Origin of the sequence: Dactylosporangium sp. NPDC051541, assembly GCF_044454505.1 — a bacterium.
GTDB lineage: Bacteria > Actinomycetota > Actinomycetes > Mycobacteriales > Micromonosporaceae > Dactylosporangium.
Genome location: NZ_JBITDU010000001.1, coordinates 71,275 through 89,976, shown reverse-complemented (window position 1 = coordinate 89,976; position 18,702 = coordinate 71,275). Strand labels below are relative to the sequence as shown.

Here is an 18,702-nt window from a genome sequence, read left to right as displayed (position 1 = left end):
GGAGTCAGAACGGCTCGGACGGGCGGGCCCACTCTAGGAGGGTGCGGAGGGTCCTGCCGCGGAAGTTGCGGAGGTTCGGGTCCAGGCCGTTGCTGATGGCCTCGTCCAACGCCCAGGTGTCGCCGTGTGTGGCCAGGAGGGCTACCTCGTCGCGTAGGCGGCGCATGGGGGCGGGTAGCGGGACTCGGTGGTCGGTCCAGCCGTCCACGGCGGACAGGCAGCCGATGCGGGCGCCGCCCATGAGGATCAGGAGGCGTTCGCGGGCGATCTCGTCTTCGGTGTGCGGGATGACGATCTGGTTGTCGCGCATCTCGACGATGTGGGTTGTCGTGCCGCAGCGGATTTTGACCTTGGCGCGCAATGGTTTGCGGGGTGGGCGGTGTGGGCCTGAGCGGCCCGGGAACAGGGTTTGGTAGGTCACCGGGTGGAGGTCGTCCGGCGAGAGGTCGCCGCGTAGCAGCGATGTGAGCTCGGCTGGGCGTCTGGCCTGGATCAGGGGCAGCTGCGGGAGTTGGGAGAGGTCGTCTTCGCGGTAGTACGGGGGCGCGGCAGCAGGCGGACAGTTCGTTGGTTGGTGTCCAGGATCAGGCGGCGGCCGCGTACGTCTATGCGGACCAGGCCCCCGTATTGGGCGGCGGCTTCGGGGAGGTAGGCGAAGGCCGGGCGTAGCCAGGACAGGGACTGCTCCACGGCCCGGCGGCGGCGGGTCGGGTCCGTGAACGCGGCCGGGTCGATTTGGTCTTGGGGGCGGCGGGTGTCGAAGAGCTCGACTTGCAGGTTGTAGCCGGCGGCCTGCCACGCGTCCGTGTGACGGCCGGTTTCGTCCAGCAGGAGCGGCTCCGACGTCAGGAAGTTGGGGCCTCCGCAGCGGGTGAGCAGATTGGCTGTACACCTGGAATCCCAACGATCGGGCAACAGCAGGAGGGTGTCGTCCCGGTTCGGGCGTGGGGCGCCCAGTTGCTCGACCCGCACCTGAATGCGCTGGGGTTCGTGCAGTGGTGGGGTGTAGGCGTGCAGCGCGTAGTGCTCGTTGATGCGCGACAGCGGGTACCACATGTGCGGGTGCAACAGTCCGGTGACCGGATTCCTGGGGAGGTACCAACGCAGCAGGTCTGGTATTAAGTGGCGTAAATCCAACTCGACCGTTTCGGCGAAGGTGGTGCCGTGAACGCGGCGCAGGTCCTTCAGGTCGACGATCGGGCTCACATAGGCGGCCGCGCAGGCTCCGCGCCAGTCGCCCGACTCGCGGCGCTCGGTGGCGCGCTCGATCATCTCGGGCGGGACGGCGGACGGATGCAAGGGTCGCACCTGGGTGAACGTACGGCATCTGCGACGCCCCCTCGACGCCGCAGATGCCCGGAGAAAGCTCTTGAATCGCCCAAACTTGGCCTATACCCCGTCGGGCGACAAGTCCGTTAAGTCGGCGGCACGAAGTGCTCCCGCTTAACTGGTGATTTGGGGGCTACACACGTCATTGGGCGCAGCCCCGCATCAAATGATTCGCCTGCTCGGTCCGGAATATCCCCGTTCGCCCAGTGCACCGGCCTTGACTGAGTAAGGCCGGACCTGGGCGCATTCCGGCACGCGCATGCGCTCCAGTGAAAAAGGGTCGCCGCCCCCACTCTTTCGTCGCTCTCATCTGACTACCATCAAGGAGATATTGGCTTGCGTCTTCGAGGGGGAGGCGGCGACGCACAGAGGGTGATGATGCGCGATACGACCCGTTTTTCGATCCTTGGTCCGGTGCAGATCCACACACCGGACGCGGCGATCACGGTCGCGGCCCCGCGGGAGCGGGTCCTGCTGGCGCTGCTGCTCCTGCGGGAGGGGCAGCTCGTACCGGTACAGCAGGTCATCACCGCGCTCTGGGACACCAACCCGCCACTGACCGCGCGGGCCCAGGTGCACAGCTGCGTGTCGCGGCTGCGGCAGGTGCTGCGGCGGGCCGGCCTGCCGGAGGACCTGGTGGTGACCGAGCCGGCCGGGTACCGGATCAAGGTCGGGGCGGAAGATCTCGACGCCGCGCTCTTCGCGACCCTGGTCGAGCGGGGGCGGGCCGCCGCCGCGGACGGTGATCTCGCCGGGGGCCGCGACGACCTGCGTGAAGCGCTCGCATTGTGGCGCGGGCGGCCGCTCACTGATGTCGACTCCGACGTGGTTCGGGCTGCGGCTGCGCACTTGGACGAGCAGTGGACGGCCGCGATGGCGCTCTGTCTCGATCTCGAACTGCAGCTGGACCTGGCCGAGGAGATCCTGGCCGAGGTCGCGGACCTGGTCGAACGGTTCCCGCACCACGAGCAGTTCCGCGGCCATCTCATGACCGCCCTTGCTCGCACGGGCCGGCGCGCGGACGCGCTCGCCGTGTTCCGCCGCGGGCGGGCGCTGCTGGCCGAGGAGCTGGGCATCGAGCCGGGGGCCGAGCTCGCCGACCTGCACCGGCGCATCCTCAACGGTGACGCCGCACTGCTGCTCCCCCAGGCCCCGCGGACCCTCGGGCGGCGGGCGGCCCGGTGCCTGCCCCGCGATGTCGCCGACTTCTCCGGGCGGGCCGACCTCGTGCAGCGGCTCGTCGGGACGCTGCGGGCGGAGCGGCCCGAGGTGATCGCGATCGACGGGATGGCCGGGACGGGGAAGACGTCGCTCGCGGTGCGGGTCGCGCACGCGGCGAGCGAGCGGTACCCGGACGGGCAGCTGTACCTCGATCTGCGCGGTCACAGCGATCGGTCGCCGCTGGACCCGGGTGAGGCGCTCGGGGCACTGCTGCGGCAGTTGGGGGTGCCGGCGGAGCGGGTGCCGCCGGGGCTTGATGATCGCGCCGTGCTGTGGCGCACGGAGCTGGCCGATCGTCAGGTGCTCGTGTTGCTCGACAACGCGCTGGACACTGCGCAGGTTTTGCCGATGCTGCCGGGTACTGCGCACACCGGTGTCGTTATCACCAGTCGCCGTCGGCTGGCCGGGCTTGATGGTGCGCAGACGGTGTCGCTTGATGTCTTGCCGCTCGAGGATGCGGTCGAGCTGCTGCGGCGGACCGTGGGCGAACGCGCATATGCCGATCCGGCGTGCACGGAGGAAGTTGCCGAACTGTGTGGGCGGTTGCCGCTGGCGGTTCGCCTGGCCGGGGCCCGGTTGCAGCATCGGCCTGGGTGGAGTGTGTCGGATCTGGCTTTGCGGCTGCGCACCGCTGACCGGCGGCTGCCGGAGCTCGCGGTCGATGGGCGGACGGTGGCGGCGGCGTTTTCGTTGTCGTATCAGCAATTGGCAGTACCACTGCAGCAGCTTTTTGCGGTTTTGGGTTTGCATCCCTCGGGGGATTTCGAGCCGGCTGCGGCGGCCGCGTTGGCCGGGTTGAAGGTGCCGGAGGCGGAGGCGCTGCTGGAGGACCTGGTCGATGTGCATTTGGTCGAGGCGCCGGCGGCTGGGCGGTATCGGCTGCATGACCTGTTGCGGGATTACGCCGCGCAGCTTTCGCAGGACGACAGTCAGTCGTTGCTTCGATTGCTCGACCATTATTTGTACTCCGTGGTGAGCGCGACGAAGTTCATGGAGTTGTCGGACGCGAAGTCGTTGCTGCGGCTGGACAATCCGCCGCCGACGGCGCTTGATTTCGCGGCTCCGCCGGAGGCGCGGCGGTGGCTGGAGCGGGAGCTGCCGAACGTGCTCAGCGTGTCTCGTCTCGCCGCCGAGGCCGGGCACCATCGGCACACGTGCATGCTCACTCGTGCCGTGTCGCCGTTCCTGTTCGGGTTCGGGTTTGGTGAGCACCAGCTCGACCTGTACGAGCGGGCGATTGCGGCGGCCATCGTGTTGGCGGACGCCGAACTTGAAGCCGAATCGCGAAATTATCTGGCCGCGGTGTACTTCCGGATGGGGCGGCTCACGGACGCTCTGGCCACGCTGCAGACGGTGATTCGCATCGCTGAGCGGGAGAATCTGCCGCGGCTGGTTGGTACGGCGCTTACGAACCTCGCGATGCTGCACAGCCGGCTCGGGCAGTATCCGGAGGCGATTGCTTCGGCTGAGGCGGCGGCGCTGGTTCGGTTGCCGGAGATGCCGCCCAGCCTGGAGTTCAAGCTCGAGAGCACGGTCGCGCTGGTGCATACACAGGCCGGTAACTACGTGCAGGCCTTGGGGGCTAATCGGCGGGCGCTGGCTGTCGCTCGGCGGATCGGCGGGATTCGGCCGTTCTCGATCAGCCTTGGCGAGCTGGGCCTTGTGCACCTGCACCTTGGGCATCTTTCGGTGGCCACGGCTTTGTTGCAGCGGGCGTTGGTGCTGAAGCGGGACTCGGTGAATCAGTACGGGGCCGCGGAGACGTTGAGCAAGCTGGGGACCGCTTATCGGCTTCAGGGGCGGCTGGCCGATGCTGAGACGTGTCAGCGGGTCGCGCGCGATCAGATGGAGCGGGTGGCGGACGTTTCCGGGCAGTGTTTGGCCGCGAACGACCTCGCGTTGACGCTGCGCGCGCTCGGGCGTGCGCAGGAGGCGGACTGGCTCAACAAAGAGGCGTTCGCGAAGGCTTCGCGGATCGGTGATCGGTACGAGCAGGCGCGCGCGCTCTTCGGGCTCGGGCGGGCGGACGAGGCTGTTGCGCTGTTCACATCTCTCGGCGCACAGGACCTGACAGCGCTCTCTCGTTGAATAGTGGATTTATGGAGTACCGCATCGAGCACGACACCATGGGCGAGGTTCGCGTCCCCGCCGCCGCCCTGTGGCGGGCGCAGACGCAGCGCGCGGTGGAGAACTTTCCTATCTCCGGCCTGCGTCTCGAGGCCTCGCTGATCCGTTCGCTGGCCTCGATCAAGGCCGCGGCGGCGGCGGTGAATGGGTCGCTCGGTGTGATTGAATCGGACATTTCGGAGGCGATTGCGGACGCCGCTCGTACGGTCGCGGACGGGGAGCACGCCGACCAGTTCCCGATCGACGTCTTCCAGACCGGCTCCGGCACGTCGTCCAACATGAACGTCAACGAGGTCATCGCGACGCTCGCTTCGCGCGCCCTGTCTGCGGACGTGCATCCGAACGACCATGTGAACGCGTCGCAGTCGTCGAACGACGTCTTCCCGTCCGCCATCCACATCGCCGTCGCATCCGAGCTTGCGCATACGCTCACGCCGGCGCTTTCGTCGCTGGCCGCGGCGCTCGATCGCAAGGCCTCGGAGTTCGCGTCGTTCGTGAAGTCCGGGCGCACGCATCTCATGGACGCGACGCCCGTCACGCTCGGACAGGAGTTCTCCGGGTATGCGGCTCAGGTTCGGTATGGGGTGGAACGGATCTCGGCGGTTCTGCCTCGGGTGGCTGAGCTGCCGTTGGGTGGGACCGCGGTCGGGACGGGGCTGAACACGCCGGCCGGGTTCGCGTCTCGGGTGATCGCGCTGCTGGCGGAGACGACGTCGCTGCCGTTGACCGAGGCTCGTAATCACTTCGAGGCTCAAGGGGCCCGCGACTCCCTCGTCGAGGCTTCTGGAGTCATCCGGACGATCGCCGTCGGGCTGTACAAGATCGCCAATGACATTCGGTGGATGGGGTCCGGGCCTCGGGCCGGGCTCCGGGAGCTCGCCATTCCCGACCTGCAGCCGGGGTCGTCGATCATGCCGGGGAAGGTGAACCCGGTCATTCCCGAGGCCATTCGGCAGGTCGTCGCCCAGGTCATCGGGAATGACGCGGCGGTGGCGTTCTCGGGGTCGCAGGGGGACTTCGAGCTCAACGTGATGCTCCCGGTGATCTCCCGCAATCTGCTGGAGTCGATCCGGCTGCTGGCCAACGTGTCGCGGCTGTTCGAGGAGCGGTGTGTCGTGAACCTCGCGGCGAATCGGGAGGTCTTGCAGGGGTACGCGGCCGGCTCGCCGTCGATCGTGACGCCGCTGAACCGGTACCTCGGCTATGAGGAGGCCGCCGCGGTCGCCAAGCAGGCCCTGAAGGAGGACCGCACCATTCGCGAGGTCGTCCTCTCCCGCGGCCACGTGGAGCGCGGGACCCTCACCGAACAGCAGCTGGACGAGGCCCTCGACCTGCTCGGCATGGCCAATCCGCACTGATCGCGGCAGACCGCCGAACAGACTGCGCAAAAGAGAGCGTTTGACGGACGGCCGAGTCGGGCAGACCTGAAGTGGCGGCGGAACCACGCTGCTGGATGGACTTCAGGAGGAACTCGTGACCGTCACCGGAATCATCACCGCGCTGATCGTCGGTCTGATCATCGGCGCGCTGGGGCGGCTGGTCGTCCCGGGTCGCCAGAACATTCCGATCTGGCTCACCATGGTCATCGGCGTTGTCGCCGCGCTGATCGGGACCGCCATCGCCAACGCCATCGGCGTGTCCACCGACACCCCGGGCGTCGACTGGGGCGAGCTGCTCGTCCAGGTCCTCGTCGCCGCCGTCGGCGTGGCCATCACGGTCGCCGTCATGGGCCGCGGCCGCCGCGCCCTCTAGACCTCAGGCCCCTGCCTGATCAGCACGTAGCAAAGCATTACCGCGGTCCCCGGCCATCATGGTCGGGGACCGCAGCGCGTTTCCGGCACCATGGCGCTCCCATGGCCGCCCTTATGGTTTCCGCTCAAGGTGGATGGCGCCGACCAGGCGCTCGCCTTTACGCCAATCGCCGATGAGGCGGTTGCCGATGATGACGGCACGATACGTGCCTTCGACATCCACGGCGGCGGGGTTGCGGGCGTGCTCCTGCCACTCGATCCGGGGATAGCCGGCCGTGTCTACGAAGCCCGGACGGTCCGTCGCCACGACGTGGCCCTTGATCGTTGAGCGGGTGACGTGGCCGGAGGGGTAGTGCATCTCGCCGGAGATCTGGTCGCCGTCCACCTTGTCGATGAGCAGCTCGATGTCCATCGGGGGCTTTGACGACAGATAGGTGCCGGTCCAGCGGCCCGCGATCTTCGGTGCTTCGGGCGCGGGCGTACCGTGGGCCTCGGTCCCCCGCAGGATGACGTGGATGGCGCTTTCGGCCAGTCCGATGCACTCGAAGGCCAGGCGGCGGGCCTCGTCCTGGTCGCCGACACGGTCGATCATCGCCAGCACTCGGGCGACCTGGCGGACCGCCTGTTCCACCTCGGAGGTCAGCTCGCCGTGCGCTACCAGGCCGTCCAACGCGTCGGGTAGATCGGCCAGGGACACGCCGGCGGTTGTCGGATAGCGCTTCGTCAGGGCATTGCGCACATGCCTGAACGCTTCCCGGACGGCGCGGCGCGGGTTCTTCGCGGCTACCGGGTACAGGTCGACGAGGTTGGTCGGGACCTCACCCGGGGCGGTTTCCTGGTCGGGAACCCGGGCCAGGACGTCGGTGACGTCCTGCCAGGCGTTGTCCATCTCGAAGGCCAGCTCGACACCGGCCGCCTTGAAGGTGCGCAGGCCGGCCGCGAGCTTCTGGAAGCCGACGGCGAGCGGACGGCGGAAGACGATGCCGAGCGCGACAACGACGAGCGGCCAGATCAGGACGCTGACCATTTTCCAGGTGAACTCCATGGCGCTCATCAATGCAGGCTAGGGCTTCGGAAGTCGGACAGATACGAACGAACGGCCGGGATTCATGCCCATACGGCGTTGAACTTCCGGCGTTCTAAAATCGTTCTAAAGTCGGTCCGCCGAACCGGGGGCGAGGACGCCATCGTTCTCCAGCTGGAGCCGCGCCGGCGCCTCCATCGCTGGCCAGGCGCCTATTTGCGCCATTTGAAATAGACGATAATGGAACTGATTGGAACACGCTCGGGGCATGAAACTGCGCACGGGTACTGCTCTCTTCGCCGCGTTCCTCGCGGCGGTCGGGGGCGCGGTGGCCAATCCACTCGCGGCCTCGGCCGTCTCGGTCGGCGACATCGCCGGCTACGCCAAGACGGCCTACTCGGTCTATCAGTTCCTCTTCGACCACCCCACGACGCTCGACTCGGCGATCGCGCAGATCAAAGACGCGATCACCGCATCCCAGACCAAGATCGTCGCCGAGATAGACGGGATGGCGGCGGCGGACATCAAGGCCTGCGCCAACACCGCGGTCATCGAGTTCAACAACATCAACGCGATGAATCCGGATCGGCTGCAGCAGTACGCGGCCGACACCACCCAGTGTGTTTCGGACGCGTGGGCGAAGATTCCACAGGCCAGCGACAGCGCCGCCATCGACGAGATGGGTTTCGCGCTCAACATCGTCGGACCGATCGCGCTCGCCGCCCGGTCGAAGGCGTACGGGCCGCAGGACGCCGGCACGACGGCGTTGCGGACGACGCTGATCCAGGCGAACCAGAGCAACCTCGTGCGGCTGTTGCCGAGCTGCTCCGGCGTCCGCGGTGAGGTCGTCAACGGGCGGCAGGAGGTGGCGTTGATCTGCACCGCCTACAACGGCGATCGGGGCGACGCCGGCACCATTTTCGTCGGTGCGGGGCAGCCGTTGCCGACCGGCATCGACTATTCCGTCGGCATCACGCAGGCCGCGGCCCGGACCAGTTATCCGGTGTCGGTCGGCGCGCTGGACGGCATGCTTCCCGACCCGGTCATCGGCTCGCCGGGCAGCCAGGTCGGGTATTTCAACCAGACCGCCCGTCTGCAACTCGCGGCTTCCGGGGGCTCAGGACAGTACACCTGGAAAATCACCGGTCTTCCGACCGGGCTGATCGCGAACTCAGCCGGGCTGATCACCGGCACATTCGGACAGACCGGCACGTGGACCGTGAACGCCAAGGCCACTGATGCGCAGGCGCAGTTCACGAGCGTGACATTCACGTGGACCGTCCGCGAGGTTCCGATGATTCTCGCGGGTACCGTCGGCGACCGCACCGTCATCGTCGGGTCCTCGGTCACCGCCAATCCCGGCGCGAGCGGTGGCACATTGCCGTATGTGTGGTCGGTCACCGGGCTTCCGGCCGGGCTCGGCGCCGATTCCGCGGGGCGGGTCGGCGGGACGGTGCGGTCGAACGCGGTCACGAGTTCGGTCACGTTCGCCGTCACCGACGCCAATGGGCAGCGCGCCTCGAGGACCGTGACGTGGACCGTCGCATTCACGGTGCCGAGTGTGCTCGGCTGGGGCCAGGCGGACGCGGTCGCGCGCATCAATGCCGCGGGACTGACCGTCGGGCGGATCTCACATAACGCCGACTGCGTCAGCCCCGGCGACGTCGAGATTCAGAACCCGGCGGGCGGCGCGAATGTGCCCGGCGGGACGGCGGTCAACCTGACCGTCTCCACCTGCCCGGACGGCGGTAATCCGAAGTAGCGGAAAGGCCCGGGGTGGATGCTCCGGGCCCATCCGGGTCAACCTGATGGGGGCTTCTCCACCCACGGGTTGAGAGGGCGGATCAAGTCTGGCGCCGACGCGCGGGCGGGGTGGTGCGGCTTAGCGTTTGGGCGTCGAAGTTCTCGCCCGTCGGAAAGGGACGTCCGATGCACAGCCTCATCCCGGTTTTCAGTTTGCTCTCCGTTGCGCCGTTTCTTGCGGAGTCGCTGCTCGGCGGGGTGCTGGTCGGACGCTCCCAGGATGAGGGGCGGCTCGGGGCGGTGGCGGCCCAGGAATCATCGGGGGTGGGCCGCCACGGCGTGTGCCCGACAATGGTGGGCATGAAGGAGTCGGTCTGATGTCGTGGGTTCGGCGGCTTCGGCCTACCGCTTCGAGTGTGGCGGTTGGGCGGGTTGTCGGGGCTGCCGCGTACACCGTCGCGGCTGTTGTCGTTGTGCCGGCGCATTTGCGATGGGTGGCGTTGGTGTGTGCCGTCGTTGCGGTTGGCGGGGCGGTGTTCAGTTGGCGGGCTCGGGGGGATCAGCGCGTTCGGCTTGTTGTTGGGCTGTTGGTGATGGCTGCTGGTGGGCATGCGCTGTACGTTGTTGACCCGTCTTCGCCTGGGTGGTTGCCGGCTGGGGTGGCTATCGCGGGGGCCCTCGCTGTGTTGCCGCTTGTCGTTGCTGTGCCACTGGCATTGGTTACCGCGGGGACCGGGGCGTTGATTGCTGAGGTGCGCAATCCCTCGGCTATCGTGCCGTTGCTGGCCGGGTGTACCGGGTTTGCGGTGCTCGGAGTTGTCATCGGGAACTCGCGGCAGCGGGCTGATCAGGCTGAGCGGTTGCTGGCCAGTGAGAAAGCAACCCAGGAAGCTGAGGCGCGGACGCAGGTGTACGCGGAGCGGGCTCGGATGGCTCGGGAGATTCACGACATCCTGGCCCATACGTTGTCGGCCCAGATTGTCGGGCTGGAGAGCGCTCGGCTGCTCTTGCGGCGGGGGGCGGCTTCGGAGGCTGTGCTGCAGCAGATTGAGCAGGCGCAGAAGCTGGCCCGGGAAGGCCTCGATGACACGCGGCAGGCTGTGCTGTCGTTGCGTGGGGACGCTCGGCCTACTGTCGAGGCGGTTCGGGCGTTGGCGCAGAATGCTCACGCGAAAGTCGCCGTTGACGGAGTGGCGGAGGCGCTTACGCCCGAGGCGGGGTTGGCGGTTGAGCGTACTGTTCGCGAGGCGCTCACCAATGTGCGGAAGCATGCGCCTGGGTCTGCGGTTCGGATTCGGCTCGCGTACTCGGCGGAGCAGGTTGAGGTTGAGGTTTGTGACAGCGGGTCGACTGCGCCGCCGACATTGCATGACACCGGTACCGGGTATGGGCTGGCTGGGCTTCGGGAGCGGGCTGAACTGCTCGGGGGCAAGCTTGACGCGGGTCCTATGGGTGAAGGGTTTCGGGTGTGGCTGACGCTTCCGAGGTGACTTCCATTCGCGTGGTCATCGCTGACGACCAGCGGGTGATTCGCGATGGCATGCGGTTGATGCTGACGCTGATGGACGGCGTTGAGGTGGTTGCCGTGGCCAGCGACGGAGATGAGGCGGTCGCGGCTGTGGCTGAGCACGATCCTGACGTTGTGCTCATGGATCTGCGGATGCCTCGGTGTGATGGAGTTACCGCTACTCGGCGGATCCGTGAGGAGTATCCGCGGACGCAGATCGTTGTGCTGACGACGTTTGCTGAGAATGCCGAGATGTTGGCGGCGCTGCGGGCTGGTGCTCGTGGATATCTGACCAAAGATGCTGACGCTGAGCAGGTCGTGCAGGCGGTGCGGCGGGTGGCTTCGGGGCAGGCTGACCTCGCGCCGGAGGTGCAGAATCGGCTGTTGGAGATGCTGCCGCCGGATCGGCCGCTGCGGGAAGGGCCGCCGCCTGACGGGCTCACCGATCGGGAGCTTGAGGTGTTGCAGCTGGTCGCGGCCGGCCTGTCGAACGCGGACATCGCCTCGCAGCTCACCGTCAGCGAGGCGACCGTCAAGACGCACATCAACCACTTGTTCGCGAAGACCGGGGCGCGGGATCGGGCGCAGGCGGTCGCTTACGCGTATCGCAACGGTTTGGCCTCGTGAAAGGGCCCGCGGCCGTAGTGCCGCGGGCCCTTCGTCAACGTGGCAGGGGTGCAGGGGGCGTGGAGCCCCTTGCCCGGGGCGGGAGCGAAGCGGCCCCGGAATCCTGACCTAGCTTTTCTGCTTTCGCTTTTTCGGTTTTGGCTTTTCCGTTCTGGCGCTTACGACTTGCGGAAGGTTTGTGCTCCGCTGCCGTTGCAGTCCCAGATTTGCAGTCGCGTGCCGTTGGCGGTGTTGCCGTTCGGGGAGTCCACGCAGCGGCCCGATTGCGGGTTGCGCAGGGTGCCGTTGCCGCCGTCCACCCAGACCTGGGCCGCGTTGCCCGTGCAGTCGTGGATTTGCAACTGCGAGCCGTTCGCCGTTCCGCCGCCGGCGATGTCGAGGCAGCGGCCCAGCGTTGTGAGCGACGAGCCGTTCCATTTCCAGTTCTGATCCTTGGACGTGTCCTGGCAGTCCCACAGCAGCACGGGGGCGCCGTCGGTGCCGTTGTCGTCGCCCGAGACATCGACGCACTTGCCGCCGGGGCCGACGATGTTCGACGAGCCGCCGTTGTAGACAAAGGACTGAGCGCCGGAGCCGTTGCAGTCCCAGATTTGCAGTCGCGTGCCGTTGGCGGTGGCGCCGGACGGGGAGTCCAGGCACTTACCCGAACCCGAGTTCACCAGGGTGCCGTTGGTCGTTGTGCGCCATTGCTGCGCGCCGGATCCGTTGCAGTCCCACAATTGCAGCTTCGCGCCGCCGGCCGTTGAGCCGCCCGTCACGTCGAGGCAGCGGCCGAGGGTTTGCAGCGAGCCGTTGTTCTTCAGGACCCAGTGCTGGTCCTTCGCGCCCGTTTGGCAATCCCACAACTGCACGGCGGTACCGTTGCCGCCGGTGTCGTCGCCCGAGACGTCGATGCATTTGCCGCCGGGGCCGACGATGGTGTTGCCGGTTGTTGAACCGCCGGTGCTGCCGCCCGGGCCCTTGTTGTAGACGGCGACCGAGTCGATGACCATTGATGCGCCGGAGACCGTGGAGGCGTAGGGGCCGCCACCGAATGCGTCGGGGAAGCCGCCGCCGATCGCCAGGTCATAAATGATGAAGAATGGGTGGTCCACGGCGTTCGACCACGTGGTCGCGTCGACCTGGTTGGCGTTGATGGTGAAGAAGTTGCCGCCGTCGAAGTAGAAGCGGATCTGCTCCGGGGAAACCGAGCGGTCCACCTCGACCGCGTAGTTGTGGAAGCCGGTTTGGCAGCCGCCGCAGGCGCGTTCGCCGCTGCCCAGGCCGGTGCTTTCGTTGCACGGGCCGCCCGGATTCACTCCACAGTGGAGCGTACTGAACAGGGAACTGCGGCCGTTGATGTCTTCCATGATGTCGATTTCGCCCGACCCGGGCCACGACACGCCGGCGCGGAGTGGCGCGCCGAGCATCCAGAATGCAGGCCAGTAGCCGGCGCCGTTCGAAGTGTTCACATTCGGCTGCTGCAGGCGTGACTCCACGCGCATGACGCCGCCGGGGGCCGCGCCGAAGCCGGCCGACTGCGTCTCGATCCGGCCGGACGTCCAGCCGGCCCGCGGGTCGGAGCCGCTGTGCAGGGCGGTGAGGAGCAGATTGCCTTGGCCGTCATAGTGCACGTTGGCGGTACTGCTCGTCATGGTCTCGATCTCGCCCGTACCGAAGTTCGAGCCGGGTCCCGTGTCGTACTTCCAGACGTTCGTGTCGACGCCGGTGCCGTTGGCGCCGTTGAAGTCGTCACTCCACGTGAGCGTGAATCCGGCCGGGGGCGGGTTGACGGTGGCGTTGGCGGCGACGGTTGTGACGGCGTAGTACGCCGGTACCGCGACGATGGCGGCCAGCAGGGCCACCTGGAGCTTCCTGCGCATAGCTGACCTTTCTCGCGCTTCCCCACCGCGGCGGACCCATGGTGAGAGCGCTCTCTGTCAGCTTTATTTACAGTTCTGCGACGAATATGTCAACAATTCTTATCGATGCCTTAAGTTACGCAGCGCGAGCAATGCGCCGGTCGCGGAGGACCGTCGCGTCGATCGATCCCCCGCGCAGTTGCCCGCCGGTGCGGCTGGCACGAGCAGCGCCCGCGCCGCCAGAACCTCACCGGCGGAGGCGCCGCCGCAAGAGGCGGAGGGTTACGACGACGAGGGCCAGGAAGATGAACGCGCGCCAGGTGTCGGCACTGGTGTTGTGGCCCGTGTACGCCATCATGCCGTAGAAGAAGAACGCCACGTCGACGACGACCATGACGAGCAGTGTCCAGTTGAGCGTTTTCCGGCTTTGGCCGAGGTTGTACTGCGTCTGGCTGATGTTCATGTCGCCAGTGCCCTGGTGGGCGTAGAGGTCGCGCTTGCTTCGGTTTCTGTAGTTGTACTGGTTCATCGCGGTTCTCCCGTCAGATGGGGGTTCGCGTGCGGGCGGGCCAGGAGTTGGGGGACCTCGCGGCCGGGGTTGGTGTAGGCGGTGAGCATGGCCGAGGCCTGGTCGAAGGCGTGCGGGATCGTGTGGCCGAAGCCGAGCGTGGAGTAGAACTGGCCGGCGAAGACCGTCGCGGCGTCGTCGGGGATCGGGGCGCTCATGCCGATCACGTAGTCGACGTACCGGCTGATCTCCGCCGCCTGCACCGCCGAGTAGCACGCGTTCAGGACGACGACGCGAATCCCGCCGCCCACCGCTCGGAACAGGCCGGCCAATCCCTCGGCCGTCACGCGCCGGTCGGTGCCGTCGCCGGCGGCCAGGACGATCTCGCCGGTCGGGTCGCCGTGGCCGCTGAAGTGCACGATGTGCGGGCGATGCTGGTTGAGGTACTGCAGCAGGTCCGTCACGCGCACCGCCTGACACGGGATCAGGTCGAAGTCGTCACGATCGCGCGCCATCCGCAGTCGTTGTGCGATCTGGCGGGCCTCTTCGTCGATCGGAAGTCGCGTTGTGCTCATCGGGTTCGCGGCCAGCATGAGCACCCGGACCTGGTTTCGCTCACGAACCGGCACCGGGTCCGGCCGCGACTCCGCCGCCCGGTAGATGTTCATGGAGCCGTTGCCCTGATGGGCGTACACATCCCGGCCCGCGTTGTTGATTCGCACATCTCTCTCTGACGGACCGGCGCTATCCGTCCAGGCGGACCGTGCTGCCGCCGCGGCTGTTGCTCCTCGCCGTTGGTCAGAAGCGACGGTGGCGGGCGGTGGCGAGCGGGATGTACGGGGCCGCGGCGGACAGGAGCAGGCCCAGCAGGATCAGGGCCGCGCCGTACGTGACCAGGGGGATTGTCGGGCTGCCGGTCACCGGGAGCGCCGCGCCGACGGCGGCCACCTTGACCGCCAGGGTCAGCACGCGCGGGCCGCCGCCCGGGGCGATGCCGGCCAAGGCCAGGGTGTGGTCGCCCGAGTAGTTGTTCGGGACGACGACCGTGAGCTCGGCGTGGCCGTTTGCGTCGGCGGTGCCGGTGGCCAGGGCTACCGGAGTTGAGTAGATCGCGATCGTGACCGGGGAGTTGGGGGCGAAGCCGTCGCCGCTCACGGTGATGGTGCGCGACTGGCCCGTTGCTGGGCCGCGATCCAGGGGGCCGTCGCCGGTCGGGACGGTGGCGGGGATCTGCGGCGTGGCCGGGGTGGCTGTTGTTTCGGTGCTCGTTGCGGTGGTGCCGCCGGGGCCCGTTGCGGTGACCGTGACCGTGTAGGCGGTGCCGTCGGTCAGGTCGGTGATGTCGCAGGCCAGTTGGGCGGCGGTCGCGGTGCACTGGTGGTTGCCGGGATTGGCGGTCGCGGTGTAGCCCGTGGCGGCGGTACCGGAGGATTGCCATGCCACCGAGATCTTGCCGGGGCCGCCCTTTGCCGAGACTCCCGTTGGGGCGGTCAGCTGGGTGGTCTTGCTGGGCGTCGGTGTTGGGGACGCGCTCGGGGTGGGCGAAAGACTCGGCATCGGCGTCGGGGAATCGCTCGGCGTCGGGGAATCGCTCGGGGTTGTCGCGGTGCTCTTGTGGTTGTAGACCGTGATTTGCTGGATCGAGTAGCCCAGGTCCGGGACGGTGAGCATCACGCCGCCGTCTCGTTCGGTCACGGTTACCGGGATGCTGGTCTTTTCCTGCGTATCCGGGTCGGTGCTCTGGACGTCGAAGCCCGTCTTCGCGGCGTCGTGGGCGGTCGTGCCGGTGGCGGTGAAGTAGGCGGCCGGCATGAATGCGTTGAACTCGCCGCGCACCGGAGTGCCGTCCATGTCCAGGTGGGGATTGCCCAGGTACGGCAGGGACCAGTACGGCTCGGGGTAGGTGCCGTACATGATGGTCGTCGGGCGGGCCTGGGCGTCGGAGGCCAGGTAGAAGCCGTCCAGCGCTTGGCGTTCGGCGTCATCCCACGTCGCCATGTCCTGCGTGTTGCCCATGAAGCGCAGTCCGGTGCCGGTCGCGTCGGCCCTTGTGGTGTCGTCGCCGCAGTTCTGGCCGGCTACGCACGCCGAGAACAGGTCTATCGGGCTTGTCACCCAGTCGATTTGGGTGTTGCGGCCCTCGATGACCAACGTTGTGTCGCCGGTGTCGGTATCCGTCGCCCGCGTGATGTGCAGAGCACTGGCCAAGGCCATGGTGTATCGGGGCATGAACTTGCCGGTGCGGACGGTCAGGCGGATCAGGCCGTCGCCGCTGTAGCCGGTCACCGACCAGTTGAACGACTTCACGTATCCACCGAGCGTGGTTACGGAGCCGTTGACCTCTTGGAGCAGGTTGCCGTTGCTGTCGACGGCCTTCGAGGAGTCGACGCAATACTGCATTTCCGGTGTCGTGCAGTACGGCCAGGTGCCGGCCGGCCAGTCGTCCGCTGTTGGGCTGATCGAAACGCTTGAGGACGGACTGGCGGAGGGACTCTCCGATGGGCTAGCCGAATTCGACGCACTTGCCGAATCCGATGGACTGGCCGAGTCCGATGGGCTGGCCGAGTCCGAGGCGGTTGCCATGACCGACGCCGACGCTGATGGGTCTGGCGTGGGGTCTGCGTTCGGAGCGGCGAAGGCGAATCCCGGTACCGCTGCCACGGCCAGGGTCAGGCCTACAAGCACTCGTGCACGCATTGCGTCAATCCCCCCGAAGGATAAAACCGCAAATGCGGCAATACGGGCGACCGTACCAAAGTGTCCGTTCACTGTTGGCTGAGACGAGAAAACCCAGCCAAGGTGGCCTACGGTGTGCTGGTGACGGCGTCGATGCAGCGGGTCCGCGACGAGGACCTCGCGTCCGCGCTCGCCGCCGCCATCGACGGGGATGCGGCCGCGTTCGCGATTGTGTGGCGGTCGCTGCATCCGCCGCTGCTGCGGTACCTCAGGGTCGTTTGCGGGGATGCGGCCGAAGACGTCGCTTCTGAGACGTGGCTGCAGGCGTCCCGGGATTTGTCAGGATTCGACGGTACCGCCACAGCTTTCCGGGTTTGGCTTTTCCGAATTGCTCGGAACCGAGGTATCGACGAGAACCGGCGGGCCTGGCGCCGGCACGAGGAGCCGCACGAGGCGATCGATCAGTTGCGTGTGGCCGCGGCGACGCCCGATATTGCCGCCGAAGTGGTCGAGTTGGACGACACCGATCGGGCGCTGCGGCTCATCGCGGGCCTGCCGCGCGACCAGGCCGAGGCCGTGATGTTGCGCGTGGTCGCTGGTCTTGACGTCGCCGGTACTGCCCGGGTGCTGGGGAAACGCTCCGGCGCGGTGCGCATCGCGACCATGCGTGGTTTACGTAAATTGTCGGAAAACCCGGAGGTTCAGGCTAGACACGACGGCGGCGATGCACGCTTCGAGCGGGACGGTAAGGAGGGCGGCGATGAAGCGTGACAAGCTGCCCGACGGCCGGCTCGGTGAGCTGCTGTCCGCCGCGGGCGCGCCGGGGCGCCGCCATGAGCTGCGCGACGAGGAGAATGCGGTTGCCGGTTTCCGCCAGGAGTACCGCCCGCGCACGGCCGCCGTTCGACGCCCGCGCCGCAAGCGCCGTTTCCTGGCCGTGGTCGCAACCGCGCTGGTGGCGGCCGGTGTAGGCGGAACGGCGTTCGCGGCGAACACTGGCCGCCTGCCCGGACCCGCACAAACCTGGTATGACGCCCATATCGCCGCGAACCCCGGCAGAACGCCCGTTTCAACCACGTCGGCGGGCGAGCCGCGAACGTCCCCCTCCCCCGCCCCCTCGGCCAGCTCGACAGCCGAGGATTCGTGCCGCGCCTGGGTGGCCCGCCGCACCGAGCCGAACAGCGCCCGCCCGATCACCGGCGCCGAGCAAGAGCAGCTCATACGCCTGGCCGGCGGCGAGCCAGGCATAGACGCGTATTGCGACCGCCTCCTGCGCAGCGCCCCGCCGTCGTCCGCGCCCGCCTCGAGACCGCCGTCCAGCCCGGCCGCCCCGTCGACGAGCCAGAACCGCAGCCCCAGCGTTTCGGGCAACAGCAACAGCAACGGCCAGGGACTGCCGCCGCCGGCGGCTGATCAAGGCGACCAGGACGACGACGACCAAGGCCAGGACCAGCAGTGATACGGCAGGTGTAACACCGCGGGGCCGAGTGACGCTGTTTAATCTCGTGCTTACCGCAGGTGTCGATCTCGCCCCCACCGACGAGCGGACCGCACTGGCCACCATCGCGTGGTCGCGCGGCCGCGCAGTGCTACGCGAGCTCGCCGTCGGGGTCCCCGACGCGCGCATCGTCGCGGCCGTTCGCGGTACCGACAAGACCGGGCTCAACTGCGCGCTCGGCTGGCCCGAGCCGTTCGCCGCGCTCATCAACGCACACCGGGTCGGCCACACCGCCAGCCTGCCCAGCAAGGAGAACGGCGCGAACTGGCGGCGGGCGATGATGTACCGCGCGACCGACGAGGCCGTGCGCGCCACCGTCCCCGGCGTCGTCCCACCCAGCGTCGCCGCCGACCGGCAGGGCCACGCGGCGCTGCGGTGCGCGGCCCTGCAGGCCATGCTCGCCCGGGCCGGGCAGGACGTCGATCGCAGCGGCACCGGGGCGATCGTCGAAACGCATCCGGCGGCGTCGCTGTACCGGTGGGGGGTGACCCGGCGGTACAAGGGGCGCCACGAAGGCCTCGCGGCCGCGCTGGCGGACACCACTTCGGGGTGGCTTGAGCTTGGTGCGTTCGCTCCGCTCGTCGCCACCAATCGGGATGCGTTTGACGCGCTGGTAGCTGCCCTGACCGCTCGCGCCGCCGCGCTTGGGTTCACCGTGCGGCCGGACGCCGACGAACTGCCGCTGGCCCAGATCGAAGGGTGGATCGCCGTGCCGTCCTCCGGACTGGATCGACTGCCGTAGCCCCAAGCATCATCCATATACGAACGCGAATTGCGTTGGCGCGCGGTCCCGGACTTTAAGGCTCAGCTTGATACATGAAACTAATTCACGTAAAAGTCGGCCACCGGA

Annotated in this window: 17 protein-coding genes; 10 read left to right on the top strand and 7 right to left on the bottom strand. The window is 67.8% G+C overall.

The genetic code is table 11. The features are described 5' to 3' along the window. Window positions 1–4: 4 nt before the first annotated feature. Together ACIA8L_RS00460 and ACIA8L_RS00455 are read right to left on the bottom strand one after the other, a co-directional pair. Window positions 5–421 (bottom strand): hypothetical protein, encoded by a 417-nt coding sequence (locus ACIA8L_RS00460; protein WP_395898883.1) that lies wholly within the window; start codon window positions 419–421, stop codon window positions 5–7. Window positions 422–492: 71 nt separating this feature from the next. Continuing rightward, complete coding sequence (locus tag ACIA8L_RS00455) at window positions 493–1,308, bottom strand: hypothetical protein (RefSeq protein WP_395898881.1); 816 nt, start codon at window positions 1,306–1,308, stop codon at window positions 493–495. Window positions 1,309–1,707: 399 nt separating this feature from the next. Between ACIA8L_RS00455 and ACIA8L_RS00450 the strand changes: the two genes are divergently transcribed. The 3 genes from ACIA8L_RS00450 to ACIA8L_RS00440 all read left to right on the top strand — a co-directional run bounded on the left by ACIA8L_RS00450 (window position 1,708) and on the right by ACIA8L_RS00440 (window position 6,429). Further along, window positions 1,708–4,638: a BTAD domain-containing putative transcriptional regulator gene (locus ACIA8L_RS00450; RefSeq protein ID WP_395898879.1), complete on the top strand. Its 2,931-nt coding sequence runs from the start codon at window positions 1,708–1,710 to the stop codon at window positions 4,636–4,638. Between the two features lie 11 nt (window positions 4,639–4,649). Beyond that, window positions 4,650–6,035, top strand: coding sequence for a class II fumarate hydratase (locus ACIA8L_RS00445; protein ID WP_395898877.1), 1,386 nt, complete (start codon window positions 4,650–4,652; stop codon window positions 6,033–6,035). Window positions 6,036–6,150: 115 nt separating this feature from the next. Beyond that, window positions 6,151–6,429: a GlsB/YeaQ/YmgE family stress response membrane protein gene (locus ACIA8L_RS00440; protein WP_395898875.1), complete on the top strand. Its 279-nt coding sequence runs from the start codon at window positions 6,151–6,153 to the stop codon at window positions 6,427–6,429. Between the two features lie 111 nt (window positions 6,430–6,540). Here the strand turns inward: ACIA8L_RS00440 and ACIA8L_RS00435 are convergent, their stop codons facing one another. Beyond that, complete coding sequence (locus ACIA8L_RS00435; RefSeq protein WP_395898873.1) at window positions 6,541–7,482, bottom strand: hypothetical protein; 942 nt, start codon at window positions 7,480–7,482, stop codon at window positions 6,541–6,543. A 238-nt stretch (window positions 7,483–7,720) separates the two neighbouring features. Between ACIA8L_RS00435 and ACIA8L_RS00430 the strand changes: the two genes are divergently transcribed. The 4 genes from ACIA8L_RS00430 (at window position 7,721) to ACIA8L_RS00415 (ending at window position 11,329) form a co-directional block, all read left to right on the top strand. Further along, window positions 7,721–9,214 (top strand): putative Ig domain-containing protein, encoded by a 1,494-nt coding sequence (locus tag ACIA8L_RS00430; protein ID WP_395898872.1) that lies wholly within the window; start codon window positions 7,721–7,723, stop codon window positions 9,212–9,214. Window positions 9,215–9,381: 167 nt separating this feature from the next. Then, window positions 9,382–9,573 carry a hypothetical protein gene (locus tag ACIA8L_RS00425; RefSeq protein WP_395898870.1) on the top strand — a complete coding sequence of 64 codons (192 nt, stop codon included), beginning with the start codon at window positions 9,382–9,384 and terminating at the stop codon, window positions 9,571–9,573. Window positions 9,574–9,935: 362 nt separating this feature from the next. Then, window positions 9,936–10,685 (top strand): sensor histidine kinase, encoded by a 750-nt coding sequence (locus tag ACIA8L_RS00420; RefSeq protein WP_395898868.1) that lies wholly within the window; start codon window positions 9,936–9,938, stop codon window positions 10,683–10,685. Beyond that, window positions 10,664–11,329 carry a response regulator gene (locus ACIA8L_RS00415; protein WP_395898866.1) on the top strand — a complete coding sequence of 222 codons (666 nt, stop codon included), beginning with the start codon at window positions 10,664–10,666 and terminating at the stop codon, window positions 11,327–11,329. The genes ACIA8L_RS00420 and ACIA8L_RS00415 overlap by 22 nt, the downstream gene beginning before the upstream one ends. A 158-nt stretch (window positions 11,330–11,487) precedes the next feature. Here ACIA8L_RS00415 and ACIA8L_RS00410 read toward each other — a convergent pair whose 3' ends face one another. From ACIA8L_RS00410 to ACIA8L_RS00395, 4 genes are all read right to left on the bottom strand, one after another. Continuing rightward, window positions 11,488–13,191, bottom strand: a complete 1,704-nt coding sequence (locus tag ACIA8L_RS00410) for a ricin-type beta-trefoil lectin domain protein (protein WP_395898864.1) — start codon at window positions 13,189–13,191, stop codon at window positions 11,488–11,490. A 226-nt stretch (window positions 13,192–13,417) separates the two neighbouring features. Beyond that, entirely contained in the window at window positions 13,418–13,699 is a 282-nt protein-coding gene (locus ACIA8L_RS00405; protein ID WP_395898862.1) for a hypothetical protein, read from the bottom strand. Continuing rightward, entirely contained in the window at window positions 13,696–14,400 is a 705-nt protein-coding gene (locus tag ACIA8L_RS00400; protein ID WP_395898860.1) for a CHAT domain-containing protein, read from the bottom strand. Before ACIA8L_RS00400 ends, ACIA8L_RS00405 begins: the two co-directional genes overlap by 4 nt. A 76-nt stretch (window positions 14,401–14,476) precedes the next feature. Then, window positions 14,477–16,078 (bottom strand): fibronectin type III domain-containing protein, encoded by a 1,602-nt coding sequence (locus ACIA8L_RS00395; protein ID WP_395898858.1) that lies wholly within the window; start codon window positions 16,076–16,078, stop codon window positions 14,477–14,479. Window positions 16,079–16,495: 417 nt separating this feature from the next. Here ACIA8L_RS00395 and ACIA8L_RS00390 point away from each other — a divergent pair, with 417 nt between their 5' ends. From ACIA8L_RS00390 to ACIA8L_RS00380, 3 genes are read left to right on the top strand one after another with little or no spacing between them, the layout of a single operon-like run. Continuing rightward, a complete protein-coding gene (locus tag ACIA8L_RS00390; protein ID WP_395898856.1) occupies window positions 16,496–17,125 on the top strand; it encodes an RNA polymerase sigma factor in 630 nt (209 codons plus the stop codon). Further along, window positions 17,115–17,813, top strand: coding sequence for a hypothetical protein (locus ACIA8L_RS00385; RefSeq protein ID WP_395898854.1), 699 nt, complete (start codon window positions 17,115–17,117; stop codon window positions 17,811–17,813). The genes ACIA8L_RS00390 and ACIA8L_RS00385 overlap by 11 nt, the downstream gene beginning before the upstream one ends. Window positions 17,814–17,859: 46 nt before the next feature. Beyond that, window positions 17,860–18,594, top strand: coding sequence for a DUF429 domain-containing protein (locus tag ACIA8L_RS00380; RefSeq protein WP_395898853.1), 735 nt, complete (start codon window positions 17,860–17,862; stop codon window positions 18,592–18,594). Window positions 18,595–18,702 lie beyond the last annotated feature (108 nt).